The sequence below is a fragment of the Streptomyces sp. NPDC091412 genome (assembly GCF_044756885.1).
In the GTDB taxonomy this organism is placed as follows: domain Bacteria; phylum Actinomycetota; class Actinomycetes; order Streptomycetales; family Streptomycetaceae; genus Streptomyces.
This window is the reverse complement of record NZ_JBIVTV010000017.1, coordinates 20,408-38,227: the sequence shown is the minus strand read 5'-3', so window position 1 is coordinate 38,227 and position 17,820 is coordinate 20,408. Positions and strand designations below refer to the sequence as shown.

Here is a 17,820-nt window from a genome sequence, read left to right as displayed (position 1 = left end):
GGCCCGGGCGGGCATCGGCGGGGTGGATCCGTGGGGCCCGGGCGGGCATCGGCGGGGTGGATCCGTGGGGCCCGGGCGGGCATCGGCGGGGTGGATCTGTGGGGTCCGGGCGGGCATCGGCCGGGTGGGTCTGTGGGACCTGGGCGGGCGTCGGCGGGGTGGATCTGTGGGGTCCGGGCGGGCATCGGCCGGGTGGGTCTGTGGGACCTGGGCGGGCGTCGGCGGGGTGGATCTGCGGGGCCCGGGCCGGTATCGGCCGGTTGGATCCGTGGGACCTGGACCGGCGCACCGGCCGGGTGGATCCGGCAGCCCGGCCGGCGCGGCGGCCGAGCGGGTTCCACGGACGGGGCGGACCCGGCGAATCGCCCCCGGGCCACTGGTTACCCGGACACCGGGTTCGGAAGTGAGCCCCCCGGGGTCCTCCGCGCCTCGCGCGTCGCGGAGGACCCGCGCCCCGGCGCCGTCCACCGCGGCCACCGTCCTCACCCCCCGCCTGCGGAGGCCAACGCTCTCGCCGGTCCGGGTCAGGGGTGAGAACATGGCGTGTGTCGCTCATGGACCTACGGCGTTCACCATCGGGACGGGTACTGGTCGTCATCCCCCTGGTACTGATCGCTGTGGTCGGCGTCGTGGACGCCCTGACCCCGCCGGACGTGCACCTCGGCCCGCTGCTGGTCGCGGCTCCCGCGTTCACCGCCGCGTTCTCCGGGCCCTGGCTCACCGCCCTGATCGGTGCGCTGGCTGCCGGGACCGAACTCTTCATCGGGGGCATCCAGGGCACGCTGGGCACCCAGAACCTCCAGGCCCAGGTCGCGTCGCTGATCATCGTCTCGAGTCTGATCGTGGTGTTCTGCATTTTCCGGGACCGGCGCGAGCACCAGCTGACGCAGAGCCGGGTCGTGGCACAGGCCGTCCAGGACGTGCTCTTCCCACCCCTGCCTGAGCGCAGCGGCCCCCTGCGGATCGCCTGCCTGTACCTCGCCGCCCAGGACGAGGCCACCATGGGCGGGGACCTCTACGCCGCCGCCCGGACCGGACACAGCACCCGGCTGCTCATCGCCGACGTACGGGGCAAGGGACTGCCCGCGATCAGCCATGCCGCACTGCTGCTCGGCGCCTTCCGCGCGGCGGCGCACCGCCGGCCCTCGCTGCCCCGTCTGGCCGTGCACCTGGACGGCGCGATGCGCTGGGAGTTCCGGCAGTGGCAGACCGCGCAGATGCTCGACACCGACGAGTCCTTCGCCACCGCCCTGCTCGTGGACATCCCCGACAGCGAGCCCGTGCTGCACCTTCTCAACTGCGGCCATCCGTCCCCGCTGCTCATCGGCGCGGAGACCGCCGCCCCCCTGACCGCGCAGGTCGTCGCACCACCGCTGGGCCTGGGGGAACTGTCCGAAACCTTGGACTACGTGGTCGCCTCGTTCCCCTTCCTGCCCGGCGACACACTGCTCCTGCACACCGACGGCGTCCTGGAGGCGCGCAACGCGCGGGGCGACTTCTACCCCCTCGCCGACCGGGCCGGCGCCTGGGTCACGGAACCGCCGGGGCTGGTGCTGCGCCGGCTGCACGACGACCTCGTCGCCTACACCCACGGCCACCTGGGCGACGACGCCGCGGCCGTCGCGATCCGCCGCGGCCCTTAGGGCCTCTCGTTGGGATCATGCCGGGCTCGCGGGCCCTGGCACCGTGCGGTGCGTCGCCGGCCATCGGTCACGGCGGCAGGCCGGACGGCTCGCGGGTTTCCGGGCGCCTCGCGATTGCGCCGTGTGCGATCGGGTACGCGTGCAGGGCCCGTGCCCGGCCGGTCACCTCCCGGGCGGGCCGCTCGACTGCCGCGACCAGGGAAACCGCCATGCAGACACCAGCGAACGACAACACCCCGACGCCCGCCCAGCAAGCGCTGGACGTGCTTGCCGAGAACGCCGAGGACACGGTGGCACTGGACACGCTCGCGAGCAGCGACGTGCTGGTCCCCGTGCCCGACGACGCGAGCGAGGAGGACGCCACCAACCCCACGGCGGTGGCCCTGCCCGTCCTCGAACAACCGGGCGGGGAGCCGGTGGTGCCCGTGTTCACCTCCGAACTGGAGATGTCCGACCTGCTGCCGTTCGTCTCCCGCTACCGGCTCGTGCCGCTCGGCGCGCTCGCCTCCCAGTGGCCGGCCGACGACCTGTCGCTGACCATAGACGCCAGCTCGCCGCACGGTCTGACGCTCACCTCGGAGGGGGTGCGCAACCTGCTGGCCCGGCCGCAGGGCTGAGCGGCGCCGCGAGGAACAGCCGGGCCACCGGCCGGCCGGCGGCGGCCCCACGGTGGCGGCCGGCTCAGGCGTCCTGGAGGAGGCCGATGAGGTTGCCGTCGGCGTCCTTCGCCGAGGCGATCAGCCGGCCGCCGCCGACGTCCTGCACGTCCTGAAGCACCTCGGCGCCCGCGACCACCAGCGCCGCCAGCCGGGCCCTGATGTCGTCGACGTGCCAGTACGGCACCGGTCCTGTCATGCCCTTGGAGTGTCCGTTCGGGTCGAGCCCGACGTCCTGCCCGGCGGCCTTGAAACCGACGTAGTAGGGAGCGTCGGCGTACGGCTCGACCTCCAGCAGCGCGCTGAACAGGGCCTTCGCCCGGTCGAGGTCCTTGACGGGGTAGATGATCGTCTGCAGGCCGGCAGTCATGGCCATGGCGTACTCCTCGGTATGCGGCGGTATTCGGCTCTGCGTTCCGCAGAGGGAAGGGCCGACGTGTGCGTCGGTGGTTCCACGCTAGGCCGGGGAGGCGCGTGGGGCTTCTCCGATCCTGACCGGTTGCCGGGAAGCGTCACCCGCCTCGCCGTACACACCCCCGTCGGCGCGTGCGGTGCGGATCCGGTGGGGTTAGCCTGTAGCCCGGCCGCGACGGGTTCGCGGCGCGGCGGTGGGGCCCGCCGTACCTAACCGTGGCAGTGCTGCCGCCAACGGTCCCTACTCGCATCACAGGAGCGCTCCGGCATGTCCGGGCGCGGGCGAGCAGGAGACGTACGAGCATGACAGTCCCGGAAACCGACAGCCTTCGGGCGCGGATCAGTCCCGTACGGCGGCGTGCCTGGCGGACGCAGGCGCCGGTGGTCGCGGTGGTGGCACTCGGCGGAGCGCTCGGGGCCACCGCCCGGTACGCCGTCTCGCAGTGGCTGCCGACGCCGGCCGGGGGCTTTCCCTGGGCGATCTTCTGGGTCAACGCCTTGGGCTGCGCGGTGATCGGCGTCTTCATGGTGGTCATCACCGACGTGTGGGGCGCCCACCGCCTGGTCCGCCCGTTCTTCGGCACCGGCGTGCTCGGTGGCTTCACCACCTTCTCCACCTACGCCGTCGACATCCAGCGGCTGGTGGACTCCGGCCACGCCCGCATGGGGCTGGCCTACCTCGCCGCGACCCCGTGCGCGGCCCTCGCGGCGGTGTGGCTGGCCATGACGGCGGCCCGCCGCGTCCTGAAGTGGAGGCAGCGATGACCAGGCTCACCGGCAGCGCGCTGCGCGTGACCGTCTTCGTCGGAGAGAACGACACCTGGCACCACCGGCCCCTGTACTCCGAGATCGTCCACCGGGCCCACGCGGCGGGCCTCGCCGGCGCCAGCGTCTTCCGCGGTATCGAGGGGTTCGGCGCGACCTCCCTGATCCACACCTCGCGGCTGCTGTCGATGAGCGAGGACCTGCCGGTGGCGGTGGTGATCGTGGACACCGAGGAGCGGGTGCGGGCGTTCCTGCCGCAACTGGACGAACTGGTCGCCGAGGGACTGGTGATACTCGACGACTGCGAGGTCATCCGGTACGTCGGCCGTGCGGCCGGCTCCGGCGACGCGGGCGGGAAGGTCAGGAAGTCGTCGTGAACTGGCTGCTGGTGGTCCTCGGGGCCGCGGTCGGGGCGCCCCTGCGCTACCTCACCGACCGCGCGGTGCAGTCCCGGCACGACTCGGTGTTCCCCTGGGGCACCTTCGTGGTGAACGTCACCGGTTGCCTGATCCTCGGTCTGCTGACCGGCGCGGCGGCCGCCGGCGTCGCCGGGCCGCACCTGCAACTGCTCCTGGGCACCGGTCTGTGCGGGGCCCTGACCACGTACTCGACCTTCTCCTACGAGACGCTGCGGCTCACCGAGACCGGTGCGGGTTCCTACGCCCTCGCCAACGTCGTCGCCAGCGTCGCGGCGGGCCTCGGCGCGGCTTTCGCCGGGGTGTGGATCGCCGGAAGCCTCTGACGGTCGCCGCGGGTTCCGAGGCCGGTCATCTGACCGTCACCTCAGCACCGTAAGAGTGTCTACACCACTGTCGACCAACATCCCCAGAACTGGATCCCATGAGCGCCATCTCCGTCGGTCAGGCCGTCGTCCTCGGAGTCGTCGAGGGGGTGACCGAGTTCCTCCCCGTGTCCTCCACCGGCCATCTGAAGATCACCGAGGGGCTCATGGGCATCCCCGTCGACGACAAGTCGGTCGTCGCGTTCTCCGCCGTCATCCAGGTCGGTGCCATCGCCGCCGTGCTGGTGTACTTCTTCAAGGACATCGTGCGGATCATGTCCGCCTGGTTCCGCGGGCTGGCCAACCGGGGAGAGCGCTACCACCACGACTACAAGTTCGCCTGGTGGGTCATCTTCGCGACCATGCCGATCGTCGTGGTGGGCCTGGCCGCCAAGCCCTTCATCGAAGGGCCGCTCGGCTCCCTGTGGGTGGTCGCCGGCTCGCTGATCGCGGGCAGTGCCGTGATGTGGTGCGCGGACCAGATGGGCCGGCACAAGCGCGGTGAGGACGACACCTCCTTCAAGGACGCGATGCTGGTCGGCAGCTCGCAGATCCTCGCCCTGCTCTTCCCCGGCTTCTCCCGTTCCGGCGCCACCATGTCCACCGCGCTCATCCTGGACCTGGACCGCGTCGCCGCCACCCGCCTGTCCTTCTTCCTCGGCCTCCCGGCCCTGACCGGCGCCGGCATCTACGAGCTCAAGGACGCCCTCGGCGCGAGCGTGGGCGCCGTCCCGCTGGCCGTCGGCACCGTCGTGTCCTTCGTGGTCGCCTACGCCTCCATCGCCTGGCTGCTGAAGTTCGTCGCCAAGCACTCCTTCAACGCGTTCGTCGTCTACCGGATCCTGATCGGCCTGCTGCTGTTCGGCCTGCTCGGCACGGGTGTCCTCAGCGGCTGAGCACCGGATGGCGGCCGAGGCCCGCCGCCCGGCCCACCGACGCGGCGCAGGGGGACCGGCGGGAGGCACAATGGCGATCATGACGTCGTCCCCGACCTATCTGCCGGTCCTGGAGCGCATCGCCGAGGAGATCGAGCACACGCCCGGCCGCGGGCGCCCCGCCGACTACATCCCTGCGCTAGCCGCCCGTGACGCCCGCGCCTTCGGTATGGCCGTCGCCGAGTTGGACGGCACGGTGTACGGGGTGGGGGACTGGCGGGAGCCGTTCTCCGCGCAGTCCATCAGCAAGGTGTTCACCCTCGCCCTCGACCTGGCGCGTGAGGGCGACGAACTGTGGGAGCACGTGGGCCGCGAGCCCTCCGGCAACCCCTTCAACTCCCTGGTGCAGCTGGAGTACGAGAACGGCATCCCGCGCAACCCGTTCATCAACGCCGGCGCCCTGGTGGTCACCGACCGGCTCCAGACCCGTACCGGCGACGCGGCGGGCGAGCTGCTGAGCTTCCTGCGCGCCGAGAGCGGCAACCCCGAGCTGGACTTCGACGAGGAGGTCGCCGCGTCCGAGACCGCGCACGGCGACCGCAACGCGGCCCTCGCCCACTTCATGGCGTCCTACGGCAACGTGGACAACCCGGTGCCGGTCCTGCTGGACCAGTACTTCCGCCAGTGCTCGATCGCGGCCTCCTGCGCCGACCTTGCGCTGGCCACCACGTTCCTCGCCCGGCACGGCATAAGGGCGGACGGCACCCGGCTGCTCACCAGCAGCCAGGCCAAGCAGGTCAACGCGGTCATGCTGACCTGCGGGACGTACGACGCGGCCGGCGACTTCGCCTACCGCGTGGGCCTGCCCGGCAAGAGCGGTGTGGGCGGCGGCATCATCGCCGTCGTACCGGGCCGGTGCGCGCTGTGCGTGTGGAGCCCCGGACTGGACGAGCGGGGCAACTCGGTGGCCGGCGTGGCGGCCCTGGACCGCTTCACGACCCTCACCGGCCTGTCGGTGTTCTGAGGGGCGTCTCCGGCGACGTCGTGCGGAGCGTGCCCGGGTCGTCGGCCGGTCAGACGCGCGAGGCCCGCTTGTGCCTGAACCGCAGGCCGAGCAGAAGGACCCCCGCGCCCAGGCCGACGGCGCCCGCGATGGTCCCCGTTTCCGGCCAGTCGGACTCGGCCGGCCGGGGTGCCCCCGCGGATGCCACGACGGCCGCTCCCGGCTTCGTCCCGGGCTTCGCTCCCGTCGACGTGTCGTGCGAGACGGGCCGCAGGGCGTCGAGCGAGCCCACCGGATCGACGTGCCCGGCGGCGCCGAACCCCCAGTCCAGGAGTGCGCGCGCCTCCTCGTAGACGGCGTGGCCCGCACCCTCCTGCGGGTTCATCACGGTCACCACGAGAGTGCGCCCGTCCCGGTGGGCCGCGGCGACGAGCGTGTTGCCCGCGTTGGTCGTGTAGCCGTTCTTGATGCCGATCAGACCCGGATACGGCGCGACGCCGCCGGCGCCGGTCAGCAGGCGGTTGGTGTTCGCGATCTGGAACGTGCCGCCGTTGCCCGGGAAGGAGGCGTGCGCGGTGGAGCAGTACCGCGCGAAGTCGGGGTTGCGCAGCCCGGCCCGCCCGAACACGGCCAGGTCGTACGCCGAGGAGTTCTGCCCGGGGGCGTCGTAGCCGTCGGGGGAGACGACCGTGGTGTCCAGGGCTCCCAGGGAGCGGGCCTTGGCCTCCATCTGCCGGGCCGTCTGCTCCCAGCCGCCGTTGAGCGCGGCGAGCACGTGCACGGCGTCGTTGCCGGAGTTGAGGAACACCCCGCGCCACAGATCGGCCACCTGGTACGTGTGGCCCTCGACGACCCCCACCATGCTGCTGCCCTCGCCGATGCCCGTCAGCTCCCTGGCGCTGACGGTGTGCCGGATGCCTCCGGGGAAGGACGGCAGCACGGTCAGGGCGAGCAGTGTCTTCAGCGTGCTCGCGGGCGGAAGCCTGCGGTGCGCGTCGTGCGCGGCCATCACCTCGCCGGATTCGGCGTCGGCCACCACCCAGGACAGCGCGGAGACGTCCGGAACCGCGGGCGCCCCGCTGCGGAGCCGGACCTGTGTGCCCTCGTCGTCCAGCACGGCCGGCTGCGGCACCGCCGCCCTCGGCTGCACTATCGCGCCCGGACCCCCGCCGGACGGGCCGACGGCTGCGACCGGAGAGGTCAGCGCCAGGACGGTCACGGCGCAGAGCGCGCAGCTCGATACCGTGGTGCGCGTAGAAAATCTGATCTTCATATCGCAAACCTAGGGACAAATCGGTGCAGGCGTGACGCTGCCCAGAGCCGAACGGGGTTCGCGAGCACCCGGATGTCCTAGCGCGTGCCCTGACGGACGCACAGCGGGTGCGGTGGTGAGGGAGCGCGGAGCGCTCGGCCGGCCGGCGGGCCTAGCCGGTGGGCAGGGTCGGCTGGACGCGGCGGAGGAACGTGGCGTTGTCGGGCGTGTCGCGCAGCCGCTCCAGCAGTGTTTCCAGACCGGCCTTGCCCTCGCGGCTGCGCAGGGCGCGGCGCAGCCCGCGAACCGCCGTCAACTCGGCCTGGCTGTAAAGGAGTTCCTCACGGCGGGTGCCCGAGGGGTCGATGTCGACGGCCGGGAAGACGCGGCGGTCGGCGAGTTCGCGGCTGAGCCGCAGTTCCATGTTGCCGGTGCTCTTCAGCTCCTCGAAGAAGAAGTCGTCGGCGCGGGATCCGGTCTCCACCAGCGCGGTGGCCAGGATGGTGAGTGAGCCGCCCTCCTCGGCCGACCGCGCGGCACCGAAGAGCCGCTTGGGCCCCTGGAGCGCGCCCGCGTCGACACCGCCGCTGAGGGTGCGTCCGCCCGCCGCGGCCGCGTTGTTGTGGGCCCGGCACAGCCGGGTGAGCGAGTCGAGGAGGATGACCACGTCCTCGCCGGCCTCGACGAGCCGTTTGGCCCGCTCGACGACGAGTTCGGCGAGCGCGATGTGCTGCCTGGGGGACCGGTCGAAGGTGGAGGCGTACACCTCGCCGCGCACGCGGCGCCGCATGTCGGTGACCTCCTCGGGGCGTTCGTCGAGCAGCACCACCATCAGCCGGCACTCGGGATGGTTGCCTGCGACGGCGGCGGCGATCTGCTGGATCAGCACGGTCTTCCCGGTCTTCGGCGGCGCCACGACGAGCCCGCGCTGTCCCCTGCCGACGGGCGCGATCAGGTCGGCGACGCGGCCGGTGAGCCCGGCGGCGGGGTGTTCGAGGTGCAGCCGCTCGCGCGGGTGCAGCGGAGTGAGGTCGTGGAAGCGGCGCCGGGCCCGGGCCTCGTCCGGCGAGCCGCCGCCCACGCTCGTGATCTCGGTGACGGCGTGCTGCTGCCCGAGTACGCCGGCGACGGCGTCGCCCTTGCGCAGGCCGTGGCGGCGGATCAGCGCGGGGGAGAGCCGGGGGTCGGCGGGGGTGGGCAGGAAGTCCTCGCCGCGCAGGTGCCCCTTGCCGGTCGCGTCGATGTCCAGGACACCGGTGACGGAGCGGGGGGCCGCGGACGGCTGCCGCGGTGCGGCGGGGCGTTCGAGGGTGATGGTCATGGGCGAAGGTCCTTTCGCGGACGGACGGCACGGGGTGTGCGAGGGGGAAGGAGAAGCCGCGACAGGGAGGCGTGGAGCACAGCCTCCGGCGGAAGACACCACCTCGGTCGCGGCGCGCTGCCCGGCAGGGCGGAGAGCGCCGCTCACGGAGAGGGTGGGAGAACAGATCGCGCCGACCGCGACAGGTGCGGCGGCACGGCGAACTGATGAAGAACCGCACCGGCGCCCACAACGGGGCGTACACAGGTGCTGACCGAAGGATACCACCCGGCTCGCGCGCGGTGGTGGTTCCGCCGGCGGAAGAGCGCGCCGCCGCGCTCCGGCGGCAGTGATCTACGCCACTCCCGGCCGCCTGCCCGTGACGTTCGCCGACCGCGGCGCGCTGAAAGGACCGGCCACCCCAGTGACGGGTGTGCCTCCCGACTTTCTTCTCTGGGCCGTTTCGGGCCTGTGGGGGTGGATTCGCCGTGAGCCGTCGTACGTCGCATGCGTACCGACCGCTGAGCATGAAGAGACGGGCGTGGCTGACGCTCGGTGCCGTCGTCCTCGGGGGCGGGGGCATCGTGACGTATGCTGTCGCCAGCCCTTCGGGCGACCACGGCGCCGCGGGCCGGGCCAAGCGTCCGCCGAAGGTCTACGACCTCGCGTTGAAGGGCGACACGGACGCCAGACGTGAACTGCCTCGCACCGACACCCAGGAGTTCTCGCTGCTCGGGGTCACCTGGACGGGTGCCACCAAGCGGCTGCACGGTACGGCGCAGGTGCGTACCCGGAGCACGGCGAGCGGTGAGTGGAGCGCCTGGCGCGACCTCGAACTGGAGGCCGACCCGCTGGAGAAGCCCGGCCGCGGAGTGCGTGGCGCGTCCGAGCCGCTGTGGGTCGGGCCCTCCGACGGTGTTCAGGTGCAGATCGTCCGCAGGAACGGCACCACCGCCCCGATGCCCAAGGGGCTCAAGGTCAACCTGGTCGATCCGGGCGTGGTGACCGACGCCGAGACCAAGGCTCCCACCGGGAGCGAGCCGGCCGCCTTCGTCGCCGGGGCCACTACCGACCCGACGAGCGCCGACACCACGCCGCCGCCCGCCACCCCGACGGCTCCGCCGTCCACCGTCCCCGAGCCGCCGATCGTCTCGCGCGCCGGCTGGGGCGCCGACGAGTCGCTCAGCCCCGACCCGTCGGAGTACAACGCCGATGTGAAGGCCGTGTTCGTCCACCACACGGACGGCGCCGCCTACACGTGCGACCAGTCGGCGTCGATCGTGCGCGGCATCTACGCGTTCCACACGCACGCCGAGCCGAGCGGCAACGGCTGGAACGACATCGGCTACAACTTCTTGGTCGACAAGTGCGGCACCGTCTTCGAGGGCCGCAAGGGCGGTGTCGGCCTGCCGGTCCTCGGCGCCCACACCTACGGCTGGAACCGGGAGTCCACCGGCATCGCGGTGCTCGGCGACTACACCTCCACCAGCGCCTCCAGCGCCGCGCTGGCCTCCGTCGCCCGCGTGGCGGCCTGGAAGCTCGGCCAGTACGGCGCCGACCCCGCCGGTACCGTCCAGCTCACCACGGCCGCCACCCAGAGGAACCTCTCCGGCACCAGCTTCACCGCGGGCGGCACGTACACCTTCAACCGGATCTCCGGCCACCGCGACGGCTACGCCACCGAGTGCCCCGGCAATTCCCTGTACGCCCAGCTGCCCACCATCCGCTCCTGGGCGGCCGGTCCGGTGCAGGGCCTGAAGGTCGCCTCGGTCACCGGCGCGACCCTGTCGGGCTCGACGTACTACGCCAAGGGCGCCCTCACCGTGAAGTGGACGGCGACCACGCCGGGCTCGCTCATCAAGAACTTCCAGCTGCTGGTGGACGGCAGGACGGTCGCCACCACGTCCGGCACCGCCACCTCCGCCTCGGCCACGGTGGCGGCGGGCAAGCACACCGTGGCCGTACGGGCCGTGCACCAGTCCGGGAAGACCACGACCACCGCCGCGCTGAACGTCGCGGCGGAGACGACCGCGCCGACCTTCACCACCACGCCGAAGCTCGCCCTGCGCGGCGGCACCGTCAACACCGCCGCCGTCCCGGTGACTCTCAGCTGGAAGGCCACGGACGACACGGCCCTGCGCTCCGTGCAGCTGCTGTCCCCGACCACGGCCACCTTCGGCCCGACCACCACCAGCTCCGCCCGCACCGCCAAGTCCGGCACCGCCTCCACCTGGTCGATGCGCGCCAACGACTACGCCGGCAACTCCCGTACGTCGTCCGCGTCGTACACGCCCGTGATCCTCCAGGAGAGCTCCGCCGCCAAGTCCGGCAGCTGGACCACCCGCTCGTCGAGCAGCTACCTCGGTGGCAAGTCGTACTCCAGTGGCTCCAAGGGCGCCAGTCTCACCTGGACCTTCACCGGCCGCTCCGCCGCCTGGGTGGTCTCCCGCGCCTCGACCTCCGGCCAGGCCTACGTCTACGTCGACGGCACCAAGGTCGCCACGGTGGACCTGAAGTCCTCCGCGACGCAGTACCGGCAGGCCATCTGGACCAAGACCTGGTCCAGCAGTGCCAAGCACACCGTCAAGATCGTCGTGGTCGGCACCTCCGGCCGCCCCACCATCACCACGGACGGCCTCGTCTACATCAAGTAGCCGTCCCGCCCCCACCCACCCGGTGCGGGCAACACCCGAGCCCGGCAGCCGCCCACCAGCGGCTGCCGGGCTCGGCGTTTCAGGGATGACGCCGTGGGCGTCAGGCGTACGACCGCAGCCAGCGGAGCTTGGCCGCCTCCTGGTACGGGCCGCCGCCCTCGTGGTCGTTGAAGTCGTACACCTCGATCCGCTTGTCCTCGTGCGCCCAGGCGTTGAACGCGGCGAACACCGTGGACGGCGGGCAGGTCTGGTCCTCCAGGGCGGCCGAGAAGAACGCGGGCGTGCGGCCGCGGGTGGCGAAGTGCACGCCGTCGAAGTACGACAGTGTGCGCAGGGCGTCCTCGGCGCGGCCGCGGTGGGTCTTGAGGTAGAGGCCGATCTCCCGGTACGGGTGGCGGTCGGTCAGCGTCGTCCCGCGCGGGTAGTCGCACAGGAACGGCACGTCCGGCGCGATCGCGACCAGGTCCGGCACCAGGCCGCCCACCGCGATCGTGATGCCGCCGCCCTGGCTCTCGCCGATCGCCACGGTCCGCCCCGCGTCGGTCAGCGGGTGCGAGCGCGCCGTCTCGATCGCCCGCACCGCGTCGGTGAACACCCGGCGGTAGTAGTAGTTCTCCGGCGCGTCCAGACCGCGGGTCATGAAGCCGGGGTACGCAGGGGCGCCGCCGACCGGATCGGGGGTGCCGCCCCCGCCGCCCCACGCGCTGCCCTGCCCGCGCGTGTCCATCACGAAGTACGCGCGGCCCGTCGACGCCCACAGCAGGTGCTCGTGCGGCAGGCCGCGCCCGCCGCCGTAGCCGACGAACTCCACGACCAGCGGCAGCGGCGCGTCGACCCGTGCGGGCAGCGTCAGCCAGCCCTTGACCGGGTGCCCGCCGAATCCGGCGAAGGTCACGTCGTACACCTTCACCGTCGTCAGTCCCGTGTCCACCAGGTCGAACCGGGCGTCCAGGTCGTGCTCGCGGGCCTCCTGGAGCGTCTTGGACCAGAAGGCGTCGAAGTCCTCGGGCTCGACGGACGAACTGCGGTACTCGCGGAGCTCGTCGAGGGGAAGGTCGAACAGGGCCATCAACAACCGCCTTCGCGAAGAGACTGTGGAGGTCACACCGTACGGCCCCGGTACGGGCCGCCGTCAGTTCCGGCGTTCGATCCCGACGCGGTTTCAGGGGGTGGCCCGACGGCCCCCGGCCACGTCAGGTGCCGTCCTCGTCCCGGCCGTGCCAGGCGTTGTAACGGGTCAGGTAGCCCGCGAAGCGTTCGAGGTCGTCCTCCGGCCAGCCGGCCAGGCGCTCGCGGAAGGCCGCACGGCGGCTCTCGGTGACCCGGGCGAGGATCCGCCGCCCGGCGGCCGTCAGGTGGAGCACCTGGACGCGGTGGTCGCCGGGGTCGGTACGGCGCTCGACGAGGCCGGCACGCTCCAGGGCGGACACCTGCCGGCTGACGGTGGACTTGTCCAGCGCGTAGTGGGCGGCCAGGTCGGTGGCCCGGCAGCCGCCGCTCTCCTCCAGATGCCCCAGCAGTGTGTACGACACCAGCGACAGTTCGGGGTGCATGCGTCCCGCCGAGGCCCGGGCCCGGCGGGCGAAGACCGTCATCTCGCGGTGGATGGTCTCGACGGCCGTCTCGCCGGCGGGCGTCCGCCGTGTGCCGGCGCTCTCGTCCGGCTCTGTCGCTGCGGTCACCGAATGCCTCCCCTGCTCTTCCGGTTGCATAGTACAACTGGCCTGGGGGGTGCGGGCCGGCCACCGGAGGGGACGAAGAGGGGGTCGGTGTCCAAGCGTTGGGGTAGGGTGACCTGCGGCCGTGGAGGGTCCCGGTCGCAGGAAGCCGAGGAGGTGAGACCCATTACCGCTGTGTCAGGTCGGGTGCTCTCCCCTCGCGACGGCGCGGATCACCGTCGGTAGGTGACCGCGGGAGCGCCCTCTTCGGCTCCCGAAAGGCCCCGGCATTCCATGCCTGTACTCCCTCCCTTCTCCGCCTCGTCCCCTTCGTCCGACTCTTCCGCCTCCCCGCCTGCCGGTTCCCCGCCCGCCGGGGTGGTCGCCGCGCTGCGGGCCGCCGGCTGCGTGTTCGCCGAGGAGGAGGCGGAACTGATCCTCACCGGCGCGCGCACACCACGGGAACTGGCCGCCCTGGTGGAGCGGCGCGTCGCCGGATTCCCCCTCGAACAGGTCCTCGGCTGGGCCGGGTTCCACGGTCTGCGGATCGCCGTGGAACCGGGCGTCTTCGTGCCGCGGCGCCGTACCGAGTTCCTGGTCGACCAGGCGGTGGGCCGGTCCCCGGAGGCGTCCGTCGTCGTGGACCTGTGCTGCGGCTCGGGCGCGGTGGGCGTGGCACTGGCCGCCGCGCTCGGCCCGGTGGAACTGCACGCCGCCGACATCGACCCGGCCGCGGTGCGCTGCGCCCGGCGCAACGTCGTCCCCAGGGGCGGCACGGTCCACGAGGGGGACCTGTTCGACGCGCTCCCCGGCAGCCTGCGGGGCCATGTCGACATCCTCGCCGCCAACGTGCCCTACGTCCCCACGGGTGAGGTCGGCCTCCTGCCGCCCGAGGCCCGCGACCACGAACCGCTGGTCGCCCTGGACGGCGGCGCCGACGGCCTCGACATCCTGCGCCGTGTCTGCGCCGAGGCCCCCGACTGGCTCGCCCCCGGCGGCTGCCTCCTCGTCGAGACCAGCGAACGCCAGGCCCCACAAGCCCTCGCGACCTTCACCCGAGCCGGCCTGACCGCCCACCTGGCCGTGTCGGAAGACCTCAGCGCGAACGTGGTGACAGGAACCAAGGCCTGACCGTGCCACGCGACTGGCGCGCGGCTCGGTCGAGCGGGCCGCCCGGCCGTCGTATCGGTTGGTGCCGTGTCGCCCGGTCCGATGGGGCGCTGGGTCTGGTGGGCCGCCGGGCTGCGGCGTTGCCCGGCTACTGTGCTGCTCGGTCCGGTGGGTCGCTCGGCCACAGGGTTGCCCGGCTACTGCGTCGCTTGGTCCGGTGGGCCGCCGGTCACCGCGCCCCCCGGTCACTCGGTCGCCCGGTTTCTCCAAGCGGCCGCCGCGTCACCCTGCCACTGCGATGCTGGGGCAGGTTGTCAGCCAGGCCGTGGGTACACGTCATCCGGCCTCCGTGCCACGCGGTCGCCGCGTCGCCCGGCCTCCGCGCCACGCGGCCGCCGCGTCGCCCGGTCACTGCGTCGCTCGGTCCGGTGGGCCGCCCGGTCGCCGTGTTGTCCGGACGCCGCGTCCGCTTGTCGCCGCGTCGCCCGGTCCGGCGGGCCGTTCGGCCGCCGCGTCCCCCGGCCACTGCGACGCTGGGTCCGGTGGACCGCCCAGCCGCGGGTGCGCGTGGTCTGGCCTCCGCGCCACCCGGTCCGGTGGGTCGCCCGGCCGTCGGGGCGTCCGGTCACCGTGCCACGTGGCTGTCGCGTCGTCCGGTTACTGCGTAGCCCGGTCCGGTGGGCCGTTCGGCTGTGGGGGTGTGGCGTCTGGCTGTTGCGTTGCCGCGGGGGCCGGTCCGGTGGGCTGGGCTGTCGGGGCTCCGGGGCCATGGGCGGCCGGTTTCGGGTGCCCAGTGCGGCCGCGTTGCGTGACCCGGTCCGGCGGACCCGGGCGGGTGGCCGGGGCGCGGGCTACGGCAGTGCCTGGGCGCGGGCGACGAGCAGAGCCACGTCGTCGTGGTTGTCGGGCTGGTGAAGTGTGCGCAGCAGGAGGTCGCAGAGTTCCTCCAGGGGCCGCGCCGGGCCGCCGAGCAGCGTCAGCAGCGTCGCCAGGCGCTCGTCCAGGGAATCCCGGCGCGTCTCGACGAGCCCGTCGGTGTAGAACACCAGCTGGTCGCCCGGCGCCAGGTGCACCGTCGTGGTGGAGAACGGGATGCCGCCGACGCCCAGCGGAACCCCGGTGGGCAGTTCGAGCAGCTCCGGGGGACGGCCCACCGGGATCCGGGCCGGGGGCAGATGCCCGGCGTTGGCGATCCGGCACCGCCGCATGTGCGGGTCGTGGACGGCGTAGAGGCAGGTGGCGATGGAGTGCTCCAGGCCCTCGGTGATCCGGTCGAGGTGTTCCAGCAGCCGCGCGGGATCGAGGTCGAGCGAGGCCAGCGCCTTCGTCGCGGTGCGCAGCCGCCCCATCGTGGCCGCCGCGGTGATGCCGCTGCCCATGACGTCGCCGACGACGAGGGCGGTCCTGTCGCGTTCCAGCGGGATCACGTCGAACCAGTCGCCGCCCACCTCGACGGTGGCGCCCGCCGGCTGGTAGCGGGAGGCGACCTGCAGCCCGCCCGTGACCGACGGGTGCCGGGGCAGCAGGCTGCGCTGGAGAGTGAGGGCCGCGTCGCGGGCGTTCTGGTACCAGCGGGCGTTGTCGATCTGCACGGCCGCGCGGGAGGCCAGCTCCCCGGCCAGCAGCACGTCGTCCGCGCTGAACGGCTCCGGATTGCGGGTGCGCTTGAGGTCCAGCGCGCCCAGCACCTCGCCGCGCGCGATCAGCGGCACGGCCAGATAGGAGTGCACGCCCGCGAGACCCAGCAGCACCGCCGCCTCCGGGGACCGGGCGATCCTGGGCAGGTCCTCGTCCCTGACGCGTGCGACCAGGACCGGGCGGCCGGTACGCACACACAGCGTGACCAGGCGTTCGGGGCCGTAGCGGGCGATCTGCCCGGGCGGATCGGCTGCCTCCAGGGCGTCCGCGGCGCGGTCCGCCCGTACGGCCAGGGCCCGGATCACCGCCGGTTCGGCCGGACCGAGGTTGCTGCGGCGCCCCTCGACCACGGCCTCCAGCAGGTCCACCGCGGCCACGTCGGCCAACTCGGGCACGGCGACCTCGGCCAGCTCCCGGGCCGTGCGCTCCAGCTCCAGGGTGGTGCCGATGCGGGCCGAGGCGTCGGCGATGAGGGCCAGGCGGCGGCGCGCGGCTTCCGCCTCGACGCCCGCCCGGTACTGCTCGGTGATGTCGACGACCGACACGGTCACGCCCAGCACGGTGCCGGAGGCGTCCTCCAGCCGGTACAGCGAGATCGACCAGGCGTGGTCCTCGTCGGGATCGGCCGGGGTCCGGCCGACCGTGGACAGGTCGACGAGCGGCTGCCCGGTCTCCAGTACCCGGCGCGCCGCGGACTCCAGGGTTTCCGCGTCCACCTCGGGCAGCATCTCGGGTATCGTGCGGCCCATGTGCTCCTCGGCGGGTATGCCGTTGATCCGCTCCAGGGCCGGGTTGACCGAGACGTACCGCAGCCGGTTGTCCAGCACGGCCAGGCCGATCGGGGACTGCGAGACGATCCGCTCCGACAGCGCCACGTCCCGCTCCAGCCTCCGTACGGTCGACTGGTCGGCGGCGAGCCCGAGCGCGTAGGCCTCCCCGCGTTCGTCCAGCAGCCGCATGTTGCGGAACTCCACCAGGCGGGTGCTGCCGTCCTTGTGCCGGACGGGAAAGGCGCCCGCCCAGCCCCGGCCGGTCCGCAGCACCTCCGAGAACAGCCCGACCACCAGGTCGAGGTGCTGCTCGTGGACCATGAGCCGGGCCGCGTGCCGCCCCAGCGCCTCCTGCGCCGAGTAGCCGAAGAGCTCCGCGGCCTGCGGGCTCCACAGCACGATGCGTCCCTGGGCGTCGAGGACCACCGAGGCGACGCCCAGCACGTCGAGCAGTCCGCTCGGCCGTGCCGGACGGACCACCGGCTCCTCGCCCTCGGCCGAGGGAGTCCCGGAAGCAGTCATCCCACGCACCGCCTTCGCCCGTCCGCGCGGCCCGCCGCCCCGATGCGGCGCCTCTTTCGCACCGCGCCCGCGCCCGTCTCCGGGGCGGCCCGTCGCTTCCCTCCACCATCCCCCACCGCAAGGGCTCCTTCGCGCCGAATCGGCCGGAGGGACCGATGCCCGCACAAACGGGCAGGCGGGCAGGCGGGCAGACGGGCAGACGGGGCGCACGGGCAGGCGGCCGGCGGCGGTGGTCTTCTGCCGGGAAACGGTGCTTTGCTGGTTTTTGCGAGTGGACGGCCGCGCGGAGGGAACCTCGTGCGGTACCCCGGCCACGAGAGGAGTGATCGTGATGGTGAGCGAGCCGGTGCACCCCGAATCCGTCTCGGTGGAACTGAGCGGATGCAGCAAGGAAGACGCCCGGACCGTGTTCGACGCACTGTGTGCCTGCTTCTCCTCCGATCGGTGCGCGGACGACGTGCCCCGCGACTACCACGAGGTGCGCCCGACCGTATGGCTCGGCACGTTCGACGTGGCCGAGGAGCACGGGGCGGACCGCGGGCCCAGCCGGCTCGGCGCGTCCGTCATGGTCGACGTGCAGGGCGGCTACTGGGCGATCGACCGTTTCCGCACCACCCTGGACTCCCTGTTCACCGTCCAGGACCTGTGCATGGCCTCCGGTGACCAGGAGCGCGAGCTCCACGTCCGTCTGGAAAGCCGCTGACGCCGGCCGCCGTGGAGACCCCGAGGGGTTTATGCAACTAGTTGCATAAACCCCTCGGGGTCCTCTACAACTACGG

General features: G+C 72.9%; 16 protein-coding genes and 1 pseudogene. 10 read left to right on the top strand and 7 right to left on the bottom strand.

From position 1 onward, the window contains the following. Positions 1-554 precede the first annotated feature (554 nt). On the top strand, positions 555-1,643 hold the full coding sequence (locus tag ACIQMV_RS30465) for a PP2C family protein-serine/threonine phosphatase (RefSeq protein WP_401774607.1): 1,089 nt from the start codon (positions 555-557) through the stop codon (positions 1,641-1,643). A gap of 209 nt (positions 1,644-1,852) precedes the next feature. Next, a complete protein-coding gene (locus ACIQMV_RS30460) occupies positions 1,853-2,260 on the top strand; it encodes an SseB family protein (protein WP_141364137.1) in 408 nt (135 codons plus the stop codon). A gap of 64 nt (positions 2,261-2,324) precedes the next feature. Here the strand turns inward: ACIQMV_RS30460 and ACIQMV_RS30455 are convergent, their stop codons facing one another. Further along, complete coding sequence (locus ACIQMV_RS30455) at positions 2,325-2,669, bottom strand: VOC family protein (RefSeq protein WP_401774706.1); 345 nt, start codon at positions 2,667-2,669, stop codon at positions 2,325-2,327. 347 nt (positions 2,670-3,016) lie between these two features. Between ACIQMV_RS30455 and crcB (ACIQMV_RS30450) the strand changes: the two genes are divergently transcribed. From crcB (ACIQMV_RS30450) to ACIQMV_RS30430, 5 genes are all read left to right on the top strand, one after another. Next, entirely contained in the window at positions 3,017-3,478 is a 462-nt protein-coding gene (gene crcB, locus ACIQMV_RS30450) for a fluoride efflux transporter CrcB (RefSeq protein ID WP_402596461.1), read from the top strand. After that, positions 3,475-3,855, top strand: coding sequence for a DUF190 domain-containing protein (locus tag ACIQMV_RS30445; RefSeq protein WP_402596460.1), 381 nt, complete (start codon positions 3,475-3,477; stop codon positions 3,853-3,855). The genes crcB (ACIQMV_RS30450) and ACIQMV_RS30445 overlap by 4 nt, the downstream gene beginning before the upstream one ends. Then, positions 3,852-4,220: a fluoride efflux transporter CrcB gene (gene crcB / locus ACIQMV_RS30440; RefSeq protein ID WP_141364143.1), complete on the top strand. Its 369-nt coding sequence runs from the start codon at positions 3,852-3,854 to the stop codon at positions 4,218-4,220. The genes ACIQMV_RS30445 and crcB (ACIQMV_RS30440) overlap by 4 nt, the downstream gene beginning before the upstream one ends. A gap of 98 nt (positions 4,221-4,318) precedes the next feature. Then, a complete protein-coding gene (locus tag ACIQMV_RS30435) occupies positions 4,319-5,155 on the top strand; it encodes an undecaprenyl-diphosphate phosphatase (protein ID WP_141364145.1) in 837 nt (278 codons plus the stop codon). Positions 5,156-5,225: 70 nt separating this feature from the next. Continuing rightward, positions 5,226-6,158, top strand: a complete 933-nt coding sequence (locus ACIQMV_RS30430) for a glutaminase (RefSeq protein WP_402596459.1) — start codon at positions 5,226-5,228, stop codon at positions 6,156-6,158. A 49-nt stretch (positions 6,159-6,207) separates the two neighbouring features. Here the strand turns inward: ACIQMV_RS30430 and ACIQMV_RS30425 are convergent, their stop codons facing one another. The 3 genes and pseudogenes from ACIQMV_RS30425 to ACIQMV_RS30415 form a co-directional block, all read right to left on the bottom strand. After that, the gene (locus ACIQMV_RS30425; RefSeq protein WP_402596458.1) at positions 6,208-7,410 is read right to left on the bottom strand and encodes a D-alanyl-D-alanine carboxypeptidase family protein; all 1,203 of its coding nucleotides are present in this window, start codon (positions 7,408-7,410) and stop codon (positions 6,208-6,210) included. Between the two features lie 151 nt (positions 7,411-7,561). After that, positions 7,562-8,710, bottom strand: a complete 1,149-nt coding sequence (gene rho / locus ACIQMV_RS30420) for a transcription termination factor Rho (protein ID WP_402596457.1) — start codon at positions 8,708-8,710, stop codon at positions 7,562-7,564. A 717-nt stretch (positions 8,711-9,427) separates the two neighbouring features. Further along, positions 9,428-9,610: pseudogene (locus ACIQMV_RS30415) on the bottom strand (hypothetical protein); the annotation flags it as partial. Between the two features lie 38 nt (positions 9,611-9,648). On the opposite strand from ACIQMV_RS30415, the gene ACIQMV_RS30410 reads away from it, so the two are divergent. Then, a complete protein-coding gene (locus tag ACIQMV_RS30410) occupies positions 9,649-11,343 on the top strand; it encodes a peptidoglycan recognition protein (protein ID WP_402596561.1) in 1,695 nt (564 codons plus the stop codon). A gap of 100 nt (positions 11,344-11,443) precedes the next feature. On the opposite strand, the gene ACIQMV_RS30405 is transcribed toward ACIQMV_RS30410, so the two are convergent. Together ACIQMV_RS30405 and ACIQMV_RS30400 are read right to left on the bottom strand one after the other, a co-directional pair. Next, a complete protein-coding gene (locus tag ACIQMV_RS30405; protein ID WP_402596456.1) occupies positions 11,444-12,412 on the bottom strand; it encodes an acetylxylan esterase in 969 nt (322 codons plus the stop codon). 124 nt (positions 12,413-12,536) lie between these two features. Beyond that, positions 12,537-13,025 (bottom strand): MarR family winged helix-turn-helix transcriptional regulator, encoded by a 489-nt coding sequence (locus tag ACIQMV_RS30400; RefSeq protein WP_373996213.1) that lies wholly within the window; start codon positions 13,023-13,025, stop codon positions 12,537-12,539. 270 nt (positions 13,026-13,295) lie between these two features. Between ACIQMV_RS30400 and ACIQMV_RS30395 the strand changes: the two genes are divergently transcribed. Beyond that, positions 13,296-14,132: a putative protein N(5)-glutamine methyltransferase gene (locus ACIQMV_RS30395; RefSeq protein ID WP_402596455.1), complete on the top strand. Its 837-nt coding sequence runs from the start codon at positions 13,296-13,298 to the stop codon at positions 14,130-14,132. Positions 14,133-14,962: 830 nt separating this feature from the next. Here ACIQMV_RS30395 and ACIQMV_RS30390 read toward each other — a convergent pair. After that, positions 14,963-17,041 (bottom strand): SpoIIE family protein phosphatase, encoded by a 2,079-nt coding sequence (locus tag ACIQMV_RS30390; protein ID WP_402596454.1) that lies wholly within the window; start codon positions 17,039-17,041, stop codon positions 14,963-14,965. Between the two features lie 331 nt (positions 17,042-17,372). Here ACIQMV_RS30390 and ACIQMV_RS30385 point away from each other — a divergent pair, with 331 nt between their 5' ends. Further along, positions 17,373-17,744 (top strand): hypothetical protein, encoded by a 372-nt coding sequence (locus tag ACIQMV_RS30385; protein WP_141364161.1) that lies wholly within the window; start codon positions 17,373-17,375, stop codon positions 17,742-17,744. Positions 17,745-17,820: the final 76 nt, after the last annotated feature.

Excerpts from the sequence above, each read along its gene's own strand:
- ACIQMV_RS30385 (WP_141364161.1), top strand. The coding sequence starts at position 17,373 with ATGGTGAGCGAGCCGGTGCACCCCGAATCCGTCTCGGTGGAACTGAGC.
- ACIQMV_RS30460 (WP_141364137.1), top strand. The coding sequence starts at position 1,853 with ATGCAGACACCAGCGAACGACAACACCCCGACGCCCGCCCAGCAAGCG.
- ACIQMV_RS30410 (WP_402596561.1), top strand. The coding sequence starts at position 9,649 with ATGCCCAAGGGGCTCAAGGTCAACCTGGTCGATCCGGGCGTGGTGACC.
- ACIQMV_RS30405 (WP_402596456.1), bottom strand. The coding sequence starts at position 12,412 with ATGGCCCTGTTCGACCTTCCCCTCGACGAGCTCCGCGAGTACCGCAGT.
- ACIQMV_RS30390 (WP_402596454.1), bottom strand. The coding sequence starts at position 17,041 with ATGACTGCTTCCGGGACTCCCTCGGCCGAGGGCGAGGAGCCGGTGGTC.
- ACIQMV_RS30445 (WP_402596460.1), top strand. The coding sequence starts at position 3,475 with ATGACCAGGCTCACCGGCAGCGCGCTGCGCGTGACCGTCTTCGTCGGA.
- ACIQMV_RS30430 (WP_402596459.1), top strand. The coding sequence starts at position 5,226 with ATGGCGATCATGACGTCGTCCCCGACCTATCTGCCGGTCCTGGAGCGC.
- ACIQMV_RS30425 (WP_402596458.1), bottom strand. The coding sequence starts at position 7,410 with ATGAAGATCAGATTTTCTACGCGCACCACGGTATCGAGCTGCGCGCTC.
- crcB (WP_402596461.1), top strand. The coding sequence starts at position 3,017 with ATGACAGTCCCGGAAACCGACAGCCTTCGGGCGCGGATCAGTCCCGTA.
- rho (WP_402596457.1), bottom strand. The coding sequence starts at position 8,710 with ATGACCATCACCCTCGAACGCCCCGCCGCACCGCGGCAGCCGTCCGCG.
- ACIQMV_RS30455 (WP_401774706.1), bottom strand. The coding sequence starts at position 2,669 with ATGACTGCCGGCCTGCAGACGATCATCTACCCCGTCAAGGACCTCGAC.
- ACIQMV_RS30395 (WP_402596455.1), top strand. The coding sequence starts at position 13,296 with ATGCCTGTACTCCCTCCCTTCTCCGCCTCGTCCCCTTCGTCCGACTCT.
- ACIQMV_RS30465 (WP_401774607.1), top strand. The coding sequence starts at position 555 with ATGGACCTACGGCGTTCACCATCGGGACGGGTACTGGTCGTCATCCCC.
- ACIQMV_RS30435 (WP_141364145.1), top strand. The coding sequence starts at position 4,319 with ATGAGCGCCATCTCCGTCGGTCAGGCCGTCGTCCTCGGAGTCGTCGAG.